Source organism: Streptomyces sp. NPDC127117, from assembly GCF_042677325.1.
Taxonomy (GTDB): Bacteria; Actinomycetota; Actinomycetes; order Streptomycetales; family Streptomycetaceae; genus Streptomyces.
Genome location: NZ_JBHXTM010000018.1, coordinates 83,956 through 96,402 on the forward strand (window position 1 = coordinate 83,956; position 12,447 = coordinate 96,402).

Below are 12,447 nucleotides of genomic sequence, written 5' to 3' on the forward strand. Positions count from 1 at the left end.
CCTGGCGGCGGGCCCGGGCAGCAGTCCGCCTCCGACAGCAATGGAAAGGAATGATTTCATGCCCATGATCATCCTCAGGGCGAACGGCAACGGCCGGACCGGAGTATTGGATCAGCCCAGAGCCCAGAATTACCTGACCAACGTCCTCGCCCAGCATGGAATGCTCAACAGGCTCGCCCATCTCAAACAGGCCCTCAATCAGGCGTTCAACGCAGGAGGATTGCAAACCCATCCGTATCTCTTCAATGGATTTCCGGTCCTGCACGCCAGTGCCGGAAATTTCCAGACGAGCGTCACCCTCTTTTATTATTTGGACAACAACAATCTGATGTTGTTCGCCATGGGCGAGCACATCCCGGGCCCTCAGAATCGCTATCGGATCACCATCTATGGACAGGCAGGGACCAACTTCGCCATGAATAGCATTGTCTGACCGCCTCCCCTGTGGTGCGACGCACGAATCGCCCGTCACGAGGAGTCGCGGACGACCAGTTCGGTGGGGAGCACGATCTGGGGGCGTTCCTGGGTCTCGCTCGCGATCTCCTTGAGCAGGACTCGGGCCATGGTGCGGCCCATCTCCTCGATCGGCTGGCGGACGCTGGTGAGGGCCGGGTCCATGTGGCGGGCCACCGCCGAGTCGTCGAAGCCGATGAGGGCCACGTCGTCCGGGATGCGGCGGCCGGCCTCGCGCAGGACCTGGCGGGCGCCCGCGGCCATCACGTCGGAGGCGGCGAAGACCGCGTCGACGTCGGGTCGGCGGGCCAGCAGTTCGCGCATGGCGCGGGCACCGCCCTCCTCGGAGAAGTCGGCGGCGCCGATCAGCCGCTCGTCCGGTTCGAGACCGGCCTCGTGGACCGCGGCGCGGTAGCCGTCCAGGCGGCGCTGCGCACCGTAGACGTCCCCGGGCCCGGTGATCGTGGCGATGGCGCGCCGCCCCCGGGTCACCAGGTGGCCGACCGCGGCGCGGGCGCCCCCGAAGTTGTCTGAGTCGACCGCGGCGAGCGTCTCGGAGGCCGATCTGCGGCCGCCCATCACGGCCGGCATGCCGAGCTGTTCCAGCAGCTCCGGCAGTGGGTCGTCGGCGTGGACGGAGACCATCAGCACCCCGTCGACGCGGTGCGCGGTCAGGTACTGGGCCAGCCGGCGGCGCTCGCGGTCGTTGCCGACCAGGGTGAGCAGCAGCTGCATCTCGGTGTCGGCGAGCGCCGCTCCGACACCGCGGACGATGTCGGAGAAGTACGGCTCGGCGAAGAAGCGGGTCTCCGATTCGGGCACCACCAGGGCGATGGCGTCCGTGCGGTTCCCGGCGAGGGCGCGGGCCGCGCGATTGGGTACGTAACCCAGCTCGGCGACGGCCGCCTCCACCGCCTCGCGGGTCTGTGCGCTGACCCGCGGTGAGCCGTTGATGACCCGCGAGGCCGTGCCGCGCCCCACCCCTGCCCGCGCCGCGACTTCTTCGAGCGTGGGCCGGCCACCGCTCCGTACTCGCGCTGCCGTCATGGCTGCCTCCCGTTTGCGGTCAATTTCTCACAGCCGGGTGGCCGGGCCAAGTCCTGTGTTCGGCTCCTCCGGCAGCCCGTGCGGGGACGGGCTGCCGCTCCGCATCACCCCTCTGGGAGCGCTCCCATCCTACGCTGGCGACGGATGACGTCGGCGTACCAGTGGGCGCTCGCCTTGGGGATGCGGCGCTGGGTGGCGTAGTCGACGTAGACGGCGCCGAAGCGCTTGGAGTACCCGTAGCCCCACTCGAAGTTGTCCATCAGGGACCAGAGGAAGTAGCCGCGTACGTCCGCCCCGGCGGCAATGGCCCGCCGCACCGCGTCGAGGTGGCCGCGCAGGTACTCGATCCGCTCGGGGTCCTCCACCCGGCCCTCGGGCGAGACGTAGTCGTCGAAGGCGGCGCCGTTCTCGGTGACCATCAGCGGCAGGCCGGGGTTGTCCCGGGCCACGTCCATGAGGAGGTCGTACAGCCCGTCGGGGTCGATCGCCCAGTTCATGGCGGTGCGCTCACGGCCCTCGGCGAGGTGGAAGGCCACGTGTTCGGAGCCGGGCCACGGGGAGTGATCACTGTTGCCGTGACCGTCGTCGCGCGTGTCGCCGGCGCCGTCGGCGGGCGTGGAGACCAGCGTCGGTGTGTAGTAGTTGACGCCCAGGACGTCGACCGGCCGGGAGATGACCGCCGGGTCGCCGTCGTGGACCAGCTCCGGCCAGTCGACCAGGCGCTCGGTGTCGGCGATCAGGTCCTCGGGGTACGCGCCGTGCAGCATCGGGCCGGTGAAGATCCGGTTGCCCACCGCGTCGATCCGGCGGGCGGCGTCCGCGTCGGCGGCGCTGCCGGTCAGCGGGCGGACATGGTGGAGGTTGAGGGTGACCGAGATCTGCGCGGTGGCGGGGAGGCGGTCGCGCAGGACCTCGGTCGCCCGGCCGTGGGCGAGGTTGAGGTGGTGGGCGGCGCGCAGCGCGGCGGCGGGCTCGGTGCGGCCGGGGGCGTGCACGCCGGAGCCGTAGCCGAGGAAGGCCGAGCACCATGGTTCGTTGAGGGTGGTCCAGGTGCCGACCCGGTCGCCGAGGGCCCCGGCCATGATGTCGGCGTAGTCGGCGAAGCGTTCGGCGGTCACCCGCTGGGGCCAGCCGCCCGCGTCCTCCAGATCCTGGGGCAGGTCCCAGTGGTAGAGGGTGGCGACGGGTGTGATGCCCGCTTCGAGGAGTTCGTCGACGAGCCTGCGGTAGAAGTCCAGGCCGCGTTCGACGGCGGGGCCGCGGCCGGTGGGCTGCACCCGGGGCCAGGAGACGGAGAAGCGGTAGGCCGTCAGGCCGAGCCGCTTCATCAGCGCCACGTCGTCGCGGTAGCGGTGGTAGTGGTCGGCGGCGATGTCTCCGGTGTCCCCGTTGCGGACCTTGCCCGGGGTGTGGCTGAAGGTGTCCCAGATGGAGGGGGTCCGGCCGTCCTCGGCGGCGGCGCCCTCGACCTGGTACGCGGCCGTGGCCGCCCCCCAGACGAAGCCGGTCGGGAATTCCGCCGCCCCGGGGGCGGCCTTCGGGGCGGTGTCGGTTCGTAGGACAGTCATGCGGGAGCGCTCCCAGGGGTGGACGGGCAGGGGCAGGTGAGGGTGGGACTTTCGGGGCCCGTACGGGCGGTGGCCGGGGAACGGGCCCCACGGGCGGTCCGGGGAGAGACGGGAATGCGGGTGACGCGGTGTCATCCCTTGACGGCGCCGGACATGATCCCTCCGACGATCCGCTTGCCGAAGACCACGAAAACCACGAGCAGAGGCAGTGTGCTGATCAGCGCGCCCGCCATCACGATGCTCTGGTCGGGGACGTAGGACGCGCTCAGCTGGCCGAGGGCCACCTGGAGCGTCGGGTTTTCCTGGTTCAGGGCGAGGTACGGCCAGAAGAAATCGTTCCACGCCTGTACGAAGGTGAGCATGCCCAGCACCATCATGGCCGGGCGGGCCACGGGGAGCACGATGCTCCACACGACACGGAGGTTGTTCGCGCCGTCCACCTTGCCCGCCTCGATGAGTTCGTAGGGCAGCGCCTCGCTCAGGTACTGCCGCATGAAGAACACCCCGAACGCGCTCACGAGCGTCGGGAAGATCACCGACTCCAGCTGACCGCCCCATCCGATGTCGGACATCATCATGAACAGCGGTACGACGCTGAGTTGCGGCGGGATCGTGAGTGTGGCGACGACCGCGGACATCAGTGCGCCGCGGCCCCTGAAGCGCATCTTGGCGAAGGCGTAGCCGGCCAGCGTGCAGAAGAAGAGCGTCGCCGCGGTGATGCAGGCGGACACGATGAGCGTGTTCCAGATGGCCTTGCCGAGGTGGGCCTGTTCCCAGGCCGCTTCGAGGTTGTTGAACAGGTTGCCGCCGGGGAGGAGCGGCGGGGTGGTGTCCAGCACCTCGTCCTGGGTACGGGACGCGGCGACGAGTGTCCAGTACAGCGGGAAGAGGGAGCCGATGCCGACGACGGCAAGGGCGAAGTAGGCGAAGGGGCCGGCGTGGTGCTGGCGGCCCGCTCCCGGCTTGAACCTGCTGCGCCGCGGAGGAGCGCCGGGGGCTGCGGCCCTGGGCACGTGGCGCTGGTCCGGGGCGGTGATGGGACTGGTCGTGGTCATGGATATCGCTCCCGGTCAGGCCGAGGTCTTGCGCACGGAGCGCCCGACGAGCCAGTTGATCGCGGCAATGAGCAACAGCAGGGCGAGCATGGCCCAGGCGACTGCGGCGGCCGGACCGAGATGTCCGAGCTTCCAGCCGTAGTTGTACAGGTAGACGCTGAGCGTCTCGTACTGATGCTCATTGCCCCCCTGCGCTCCGACCGTGCCGCCCTCAAGGAGCAGCGGCTCGCCGAACAGCTGCATCGACCCGATGGTCGAGATGACGATCGTGAAGAGGATCGTGGGCCGCAGCGCCGGGATCGTCACGTTGAGGAACTGCTGCCGGCGCGAAGCACCGTCGAGTGCGGCCGCCTCGTAGAGGTCGGACGGGACGGCCTGCATCGCGGCCAGGTAGATCAGGGTGTTGTAGCCGGTCCAGCGCCAGATCACGATGACCGAGATGGCGATCTTGGACGACCAGTGGCCATTGGCCCAATTGATGTCGCCGAGGCCGATGAAGTCCAGGGCCCAGTTCAGCAGGCCGCCATCGGCGCGGAAGACAAGGGCGAAGACAAGGGCGGCTGAGGCCACGGAGGTGGCGTACGGCGTGAGGATCACCGTCCGCCAGAAGGTGCTGGCACGCAGCTTGTAATTCAGCAGGTGGGCCAGGCCCAGCGCCACCAGCAACTGCGGGACGGTGGAGATCACACCGATGAGGAAGGTGTTGCTGACGGCTGTCCAGAACTCCGAGTCCTGGAGGATCCTGCCGAAGTTCTCCCAGCCGGCCCATTCCATCCGGTCGAGGCTGATCATCTCCACCCGGTGCAGGGCTATCCAGCCGGTGTAGAGGAGGGGGTAGAGCCCGAAGGCCCCGAAGACGAGGAAGAAGGGTGCGATGTAGGCGTAGGGAGACGCCTTGTCGTCGAATCGCCACAGCCGGCTGCGCCATGCCTGGCGGCCGGGGGGCATGGCCTTCGGGGCGCGGCGGCTCGGCTTCGAATCGTGTGCGTCCCGGGTGGGGATCGAGGTTGCCACAGGTGGGAGTCCTTCCCTGGGGTGTGCCGACACCGCAGGGGCAGGCCGGAGTTCGGGTCAGGTCCGGCGATGGTGTCGGAATCCGTGCGCGGGGCCGATGACGGAGGCCGGCCCCACTGCGGGTGGACCGGGACGCGCGGGTGAGGTCCCGGCCGCCCGCATCGGTGAGGATCAGCCGATCACCTTGTCGATGGCCTCCGTGGCGGCCTTCCAGGCGTCGTCCGGCTCGGTGCCCCGCTGCTCCATGTTGTTGATCTGGGTGGAGATGCTGTCCTTGATGATGCCGTCCTTCGGTCCCAGCACGGCGGCGGGGATGACCTGGGCCTCCTCGGCGTAGATCTCGCCGATGGGGGCGTTGTTGAAGTACGCGAGCTTGGCGCTCTTCACCTCGGGGAGCTCGTAGGCGCCCTTGTTCGACGGGAAGACACCGACGGCCTTGAACACGGCGGCCTGCTGTTCGGGGGCGGTCAGCCACTTGACGAGCTTCTGCGCCTCCTCGACGTTCCTGCCCTTGGCGGGCACCGCGAGGAAGGAACCGCCCCAGTTGGCCGCGGTCCGGCCCGGAGTGCGGGCGATGTCCCACTTGCCCTTGAACTCGTCACCGGCGTACGTGGCGATCTGCGCGGCCATCCAGGCGGGGCAGGCGACCGTGGCAACCGTGCCCTTGCGCAGTGCGGCCTTCCACGGGTCCTGGAACTGGGCCAGGCCGGCGGTCAGATCCTTCGCGGCGGCCTCGGCGGCGAGGTTCCAGCCCGCCTTGATGCCGGCGCTGTCCTTGTAGATCGCCTTGCCGTCCTTGGCGTAGTACTGCTCCTCGTTCGAGCTGACCACGCCGTTGTACATGGCACTGGCGGAATCCATGTAGAAGGTGCCCTTGGGGGACTTCTTCTTGTACTCCTCGCCGAGCTTGAGGTAGTCCTCCCAGCCTCCGGCGACCTTGGCGGCGACCTCCTCACGGTCGACCGGCAGCCCGGCCTGCTCGAACAGGTCGCGGCGGTAGCAGAGCGACATCGGGCCTATGTCGGTGCCCGCACCGATGACCTTGCCCTCGTCGGTGGTGGCCTGCAGCGCCTTCCAGTTGACCCACTGGCCGGTGTCGACCGCCCCGGCCAGGTCGACGAAGGCGTCCGCCCTGGTGTCGACGAGTTCCTTCACACGGCCGACCTCGATGCCCTGGATGTCGGCCAGCCCGCTGCCCGTGTTGAGCTGCTGGAGGAACTTCGGGTAGTAGACCTGCTCGTCGGCCGTGACGTTCTCCTTGACCGTGATGTTCGGGTGCAGCTCGTGGTACTTGGCGAAGAGTCCGGCTTCCTTGTAACCGAACTGCCCGAAGTCGGCGACGGTCAGCGTGATGTTCCCGTTCGCGTCGGGGCCCGTGCTGCCCGACGAGTCGGAGTCGCCGCTGCAGCCGGTCAGCAACAGGGCCGAGGCCGTCAGGCCCGTGGTGGCCAGAACCGCGGCTCTGCGGCTCCGGCCGGCGACGGTGCGGGTGATGCGCATTCCACTACTCCTTGTTCCGGGGTGGGGCGTTCCGGGGTGACGTACCGGGTGTGAGGTTCCGGGGCTGGGCTTTCCGGGGCGTTCCGGTGGGGGGAGGGCACGCGTGGTGCCGTTCGGATGGGCGGGCCCACCCGATGTGGGAGCGCTCCCATGCGTCGATGTCGGAAGGTTCCTGCCTTGAAGGGGTGAGTGTCAAGAGTTGAAGACGCTTCCGTTGCCCGAGCGTGTCCGGCAAGTCACGGGACCGTGTCCCGCCGAGACCTTGCCACAACCCGCATACGCTGCCCGGGATTTCACGCAGCCCGGAGAAAGCGCAGGTCGGCGGCGCAACGGGCAGGGCGCACCCCATCGGTCGCCCCGGACCGCGCAGCCGCGCCCGCAGCCGGGAGCGGTTCTCGTCGTGCGTGGTTCACCCCGGCCGGCCCGCCGGAAGGTGAACGGGGCATCGCGCGGCACGGCGATCGGGCCCGCGCCCGCCTTCTCTCCCCGAAGCCGGGCGCCGGAGCCCCTTGGAATCGGCCGCCCTACGCCGCCCGCAACCGGGCCAGCGTGGCTTCGAGTTCCGCCTGCGCGGCCCGGCCCGCCGAGTCCGCGTCCCCGGCCACCACGGCCCGCACCAGCGCGTCATGGGTGGCGTCGCCGTGGTCCGGATCCTCGCGGCGCAGGCCGAAGAGCTCCACGAGGTCGATGAGCCCCTGCCGCAGCGCGGGCGCGAACTCGCCGAAGAGATCGGTGAGTACGGGGTTGTGCGCGGCGACCACCACGGCCCGGTGCAGCGCGATGTCCGCGTCGACGAACTCCGCGTCTCCCCCGGCCCCGGCCGCCCGCCGCGCGGCGAGCGCCGCGTCCAGCACGGTCAGGTCCTCGTCGGTGCGGCGCCGGGCGGCCAGCCGGGCGGCCTGGACCTCGATCAGCATGCGCACCTCGTACACATCGGTGATCGCGGCCCGGCGCAGCCTGGTCGGCCAGTCCTCCGTCACCCGGTCGGCGATGACGAAGACGCCCGCACCCTGCCGGGACCGGAGCAGCCCGAGCGTGGCCAGGGTCCGGACCGCCTCACGGACCGTGGAGCGGCCCACGCCGAGCGTCCTGGCCAGGGTCGTCTCGCCGGGAATCCGCATGCCGACCGGCCAGTGGCCCCCGGTGATCTGCTCGCGCAGATGGTTCGTGGCCTGTTCGACCAGGGGGCTGGGGCGGAGCGGACCGAGCGAGGACACCGGATTCACCTGTCAGGTTGTCTGAGGACTTGCTTTCTGGCTAGTCTACCGGCCATGACGCACAGCGGTCTCCTTCTTCTCGGCTGCCGCGGCGGGGCCTGAAGCGACCGGCACCCCTCCGCGGGATGCCGTGCTGCGCCGGTCGCACCCGGCGATCCGAGAAGAGCCCTCTTCATGTCCGACCGTCTGTCACCGATGCACGGCTTCCCCACCATCTGCACCCCGCGCGGGCCCGTGCCCGCCGACGCGCCCCGCTGGAATCCGCAGCGGGCGAGTTCCATGCCCTCGCACCGCTACCGCTCGGCGTTCGACCGCGTCGAGGTCCCCCTGACCGGCCGCACCTGGCCGCAGGCCCGTATCGAACGTGCCCCGCTCTGGGTGCCCGTCGACCTGCGCGACGGCAACCAGGCGCTGGCCGAGCCCATGGACACACCGCGCAAGCGCCGGATGTTCGATCTGCTCGTCGCCATGGGGTTCAAGGAGATCGAGATCGGCTATCCCTCCGCGAGCCGCACCGACTTCGACTTCGTCCGGCATCTGGCCGGGAGCGACGCGGTGCCGGACGACGTCACCGTGGTCGTCTTCACCCCGGCCAGGCCGGACCTGATCGAGCGGACCTTCGAGTCCATCGAGGGGATGGACCGCGCGGTCGTCCACCTGTACATCCCGACCGCGCCCGTCTGGCGCGACGTGGTGCTCGGCCGCAGCAGGGCCGAGGTGCACGGCACCGTACTGGAGTCCGCGCGGCAGATGGAACGGCTGGCGCGGGCGCGGCCCGGGGCGGACATCCGGTTCGAGTTCTCCCCCGAGGTGTTCATCCTCACCGAGCCGGATTTCATCCTGGAGATCTGCAACAGCCTCACCGAGCTGTGGGACGCCTCGCCCGACCGGCCGGTCATCCACAACCTGCCCGCCACGGTGGAGATCGCGACACCCAATGTGTACGCGGACCAGATCGAGTACATGCACCGTCATCTGGACCGGCGGGACTCGGTGATCCTCTCCGTCCATCCGCACAACGACCGCGGCACCGGCACCGCGTGCGCCGAACTGGCCGTCCTGGCGGGCGCGCAGCGGGTGGAGGGCTGCCTGTTCGGCAACGGGGAGCGCACCGGCAACGTCGACCTGGTCAACCTGGCCCTCAATCTGCACGCCCAGGGCGTCGACCCGATGATCGACTTCTCCGACATCGACGAGATCCGTCACACCGTCGAGCACTGCAACCGGCTGCCGGTCCCGCCCCGCCACCCCTACGGCGGCGATCTCGTGTACACGGCGTTCTCCGGCACCCACCAGGACGCCATCAGCAAGGGCTTCGCCCATCACGCGAGCAGCGGCTCCGAGCTGTGGTCGGTGCCGTACCTGCCGATCGACCCGGCGGATGTGGGGCGTACGTACGAGGCGGTCATCCGGGTCAACAGCCAGTCCGGGAAGGGCGGCATCGCCCATCTGCTGCGGAGCAACTACGGGGTGGACCTGCCGGCCCGGCTGCGCGCGGACTTCTCCCGTACGGTGCAGGCCGCGACCGACGACAGCGGTCTGGAGGCCGCCCCGAAGGATCTGTGGGAGCTGTTCGACGCGGCGTACCTGGCCCCCGGGCGGGCCGGGAACGTGGCCCTGACCTCCTGGTCCACGGACCGGAATCCGGCCGGTGAGCACCGCTTCATCTGCACGCTGCGGGTGGACGACCGGGAGGGCGACTACGAGGGCACGGGCAACGGCCCGGTGTCGGCGTTCACCCGTGCGCTGGCCGCCGCGGGCATCGAGGTGGACATCCTCGACTTCGCCGAGCAGGCGACGGGTTCGGGGCAGGGAAGCCCGGCGATGGCGTACGTGGAGTGCCGGGTGGGCGGGGAGCTGCGCTGGGGGGCGGGTCAGGACACCTCCGTCCTCACGGCCTCGATCCTGGCGGTGCTGTCGGCGGTGAACCGGGCGGGCTGAGGGCTGGCCGGGGCGGGCCGAGGACTGTCCCACGCAGTCCGTGACGGCGCGTCGCCGGGGGTGGAAGGGGCGCGCGTCCCCGGCCGGTCGGGGGGAGTGGGCCGGCCGGGGCGCGCGGGCTGGGGGTGGAGTGCGAAGGACAGTCGCGGCCCTGGGGCGGGGGCCTGCTCGTACGCGTGGTCAGTGATTCGGTGGTCGGGGACTCCAGAAGAACGCTAGCCGCGGCGGAACCGGCAAATGCCGCTCTCCGGGCCTCGGCCGGACTTTTTATGGACGCCTTAAGGAGCGCATCGGCGGCCTTTAAAGACCCGGTCAGAGGCCGGGTGAGGCCGGGTGAGGCCGGGAAGGGCCGGGTGAGCCCTGTCAGAGGCCGGGTGAGACCGGGAAGGGCCGGGTGACCCCTGTAAGAGGCCGGGTGAGGCCGGGAAGGGCCGGGTGACCCCTGTCAGAGGCCGGGTGAGGCCGGGGCAGAGGCCGGGTAGGGCCCGCCGGCCGGGGGTCAGGCTTTCCCGGAGCGGAACCGGAGCGCCACGTTCCGGCGCGTCGCTCCGCGTCGCCGCCGCCCCACCCGGTGCCCGCGCCGGTCCCGTTCGGGCCGCCGCCCGTCCAGGCCGATCCAGACCCGCACCTCCGTGCCGCCGAGCACCGAGCGCCCGATCCGCACATCGCCGCCGGTGGACTCCGCGACCCGACGGACGATGTCGAGGCCGAGCCCGGTCGACCCCACCGCGCCCCGCGCCCCGCCCCTGCCGCTGCCGCTGCCGCCCCGGGCCAGGGCCGCCGCCGGGTCGGCGATCCCGCCGCCCGCGTCCGAGACCAGCACGATCACCGCGTCACCGCTGTGGTGCACATCGATGGCGAAGGCGGTTCCCTCCCGGGTGTGCCGGAAGACGTTGCCGAGCAACGCGTCGAGGGCGGCGGCCAGTTCGGACCTGGCGACCGGGATGCGTACCGTCCGCTCCACCCCGGCCAGGCGCACCTCGCGGCCCTCGTCCTCGGCGAGCGCCGACCAGAACGCCATCCGGTCCCGGATCACCTCGGAGACGTCGCAGCCCGCCCCGGCCGCGCCGCTCGGTATCTGGCTCTGCGGGCGCTGTTCGCGGGCGGTCCTGATGATGATGTCGACCTCGTGCTCCAACTGCTGGACCGCGGCCCGGGTCTGTTCGGCGGCCGGTCCCTCACCGAGCGAGGCGGCGTTGAGCCGGAGCACGGTGAGCGGGGTGCGCAGCCGGTGCGAGAGGTCGGCGGCCAGCTCCCGTTCGTTGGCGAGGAGCTGGATGACCTGGTCGGCCATGGAGTTGAACGCGGCGGCGGCCGACCGCAGTTCGGCCGGGCCCTCCTCCGCGACCCTGGTGCCCAGCCGGCCCTCCCCCAGGTCGTGGGCGGCGCCCGCGAGCCGCTGGGCGGGCTCCACCATCCGTACGCCGAGCCGGTCGGCGACCGCGACGGAGCCGACGATCAGCGCGGCGCCGACGCCGGCCAGGACCAGCCAGGCGGTGGCGACGCCGTTGGAGACCTCGTCCTCGGGCACGAACACCTCGACGACGGCGTTGTCCCTGGAGCCGAGCGCGGTCGGCTGGAGCAGCGCGGAGCCGCCCGGCACCTCGGTGATCGAGGCGCGCCCCGTTCGCCGTACGGTCTCCAGGTCCTCGCGGGTGGCGCGCCCGGTGCCGATCTCCAGCGGCCGGCTGTCCGCCTCGTCGGCGGCGGGGATGTGCACGGCCATCCGGCCCGCGCCGCCCGGTTCGGTGGTCAGGACGGCGGTTTCGAGTTCATTGCGGTCGGTGGTGATGGAGAGCGTCGGGCCCATGGTGGCGGCCTGCCGTTCGGCGTCCGAGAAGGCACGGTCCCGGGCCATCTCCTTGACGACGAGACCGAGGGGCACGGCGAAGGCGACCACGACCATCGCGGTGACGGCGAGACAGACCTTGACCAGCGCCCATCTCATGCAGGCTGCTCCTGGACGGGTGGTTGCAGCTTCACGCCGACGCCGCGCAGGGTGTGCAGATAGCGCGGCCGGGCGGCCGTCTCCCCCAGCTTCCGGCGCAGCCAGGAGAGATGGACGTCGATGGTCTGGTCGTCGCCGTAGGACTGCTGCCAGACCTGGGCCAGGAGTTCCTTGCGGGACACGACGACCCCGGGCCGGCCGGCGAGGAAGGCGAGCAGGTCGAACTCCCGGCGGGTCAGGTCGAGTGCGGCGCCGTCCAGTTCGGCCTGGCGGCGCAGCGGATCGATGGCGAGCCCGCCGACCCGGATGACGCTCGGCGGGGGCGCCTCGCTCCCGGCGGCGCGCGAGCGGCGCAGCACGGCGGCCATCCGCGCGGACAGGTGCTCCACCGAGAACGGCTTGGTGAGGTAGTCGTCGGCGCCGTCGTTGAGCAGCCGGACGATCTCGCTCTCGTCGTCCCGCGCGGTCGCGATGATCACCGGTACGTCGGTGATGCCCCGGAGCATCTTCAGCGCCTCGGCGCCGTCGAGGTCGGGCAGCCCGAGGTCGAGGATGACCACGTCGAAGCGGAAGTGGGCGACCTCGCGCAGGGCTTCGAGCGCGGTGCCCACGCTCCGCACCGTATGGGACGCCTCGGTCAGGTGCCGGATGAGGGCGGAACGTACGAACTGGTCGTCCTCGACCACGAGCACACTTGCCATGGG

General features: G+C 70.8%; 10 protein-coding genes. 2 read left to right on the forward strand and 8 right to left on the reverse strand.

What is annotated here, in order from left to right:
- The first annotated feature begins 58 nt into the window (after positions 1–58).
- The gene (locus ACFVH0_RS17980; RefSeq protein ID WP_385821215.1) at positions 59–433 is read left to right on the forward strand and encodes a hypothetical protein; all 375 of its coding nucleotides are present in this window, start codon (positions 59–61) and stop codon (positions 431–433) included.
- A 35-nt stretch (positions 434–468) separates the two neighbouring features.
- Here ACFVH0_RS17980 and ACFVH0_RS17985 read toward each other — a convergent pair whose 3' ends face one another.
- The 6 genes from ACFVH0_RS17985 to ACFVH0_RS18010 form a co-directional block, all read right to left on the reverse strand.
- Entirely contained in the window at positions 469–1,500 is a 1,032-nt protein-coding gene (locus tag ACFVH0_RS17985; RefSeq protein WP_385821217.1) for a LacI family DNA-binding transcriptional regulator, read from the reverse strand.
- Positions 1,501–1,604: 104 nt separating this feature from the next.
- On the reverse strand, positions 1,605–3,068 hold the full coding sequence (locus tag ACFVH0_RS17990) for a GH1 family beta-glucosidase (RefSeq protein WP_385821219.1): 1,464 nt from the start codon (positions 3,066–3,068) through the stop codon (positions 1,605–1,607).
- Positions 3,069–3,199: 131 nt separating this feature from the next.
- Positions 3,200–4,123 carry a carbohydrate ABC transporter permease gene (locus ACFVH0_RS17995; protein ID WP_385821221.1) on the reverse strand — a complete coding sequence of 308 codons (924 nt, stop codon included), beginning with the start codon at positions 4,121–4,123 and terminating at the stop codon, positions 3,200–3,202.
- A gap of 15 nt (positions 4,124–4,138) precedes the next feature.
- Positions 4,139–5,137 (reverse strand): carbohydrate ABC transporter permease, encoded by a 999-nt coding sequence (locus tag ACFVH0_RS18000; RefSeq protein ID WP_385821223.1) that lies wholly within the window; start codon positions 5,135–5,137, stop codon positions 4,139–4,141.
- Positions 5,138–5,308: 171 nt separating this feature from the next.
- On the reverse strand, positions 5,309–6,637 hold the full coding sequence (locus tag ACFVH0_RS18005) for an extracellular solute-binding protein (protein WP_385821224.1): 1,329 nt from the start codon (positions 6,635–6,637) through the stop codon (positions 5,309–5,311).
- Between the two features lie 524 nt (positions 6,638–7,161).
- Positions 7,162–7,863 (reverse strand): FadR/GntR family transcriptional regulator, encoded by a 702-nt coding sequence (locus ACFVH0_RS18010; protein WP_385821226.1) that lies wholly within the window; start codon positions 7,861–7,863, stop codon positions 7,162–7,164.
- A 165-nt stretch (positions 7,864–8,028) separates the two neighbouring features.
- Here ACFVH0_RS18010 and leuA point away from each other — a divergent pair, with 165 nt between their 5' ends.
- A complete protein-coding gene (leuA, locus tag ACFVH0_RS18015) occupies positions 8,029–9,795 on the forward strand; it encodes a 2-isopropylmalate synthase (protein WP_385821228.1) in 1,767 nt (588 codons plus the stop codon).
- A gap of 499 nt (positions 9,796–10,294) precedes the next feature.
- Here the strand turns inward: leuA and ACFVH0_RS18020 are convergent, their stop codons facing one another.
- Together ACFVH0_RS18020 and ACFVH0_RS18025 are read right to left on the reverse strand one after the other, a co-directional pair.
- Positions 10,295–11,743, reverse strand: a complete 1,449-nt coding sequence (locus ACFVH0_RS18020; RefSeq protein WP_385821230.1) for a sensor histidine kinase — start codon at positions 11,741–11,743, stop codon at positions 10,295–10,297.
- Positions 11,740–12,444: a response regulator transcription factor gene (locus ACFVH0_RS18025; RefSeq protein ID WP_385821232.1), complete on the reverse strand. Its 705-nt coding sequence runs from the start codon at positions 12,442–12,444 to the stop codon at positions 11,740–11,742. Before ACFVH0_RS18025 ends, ACFVH0_RS18020 begins: the two co-directional genes overlap by 4 nt.
- Positions 12,445–12,447 lie beyond the last annotated feature (3 nt).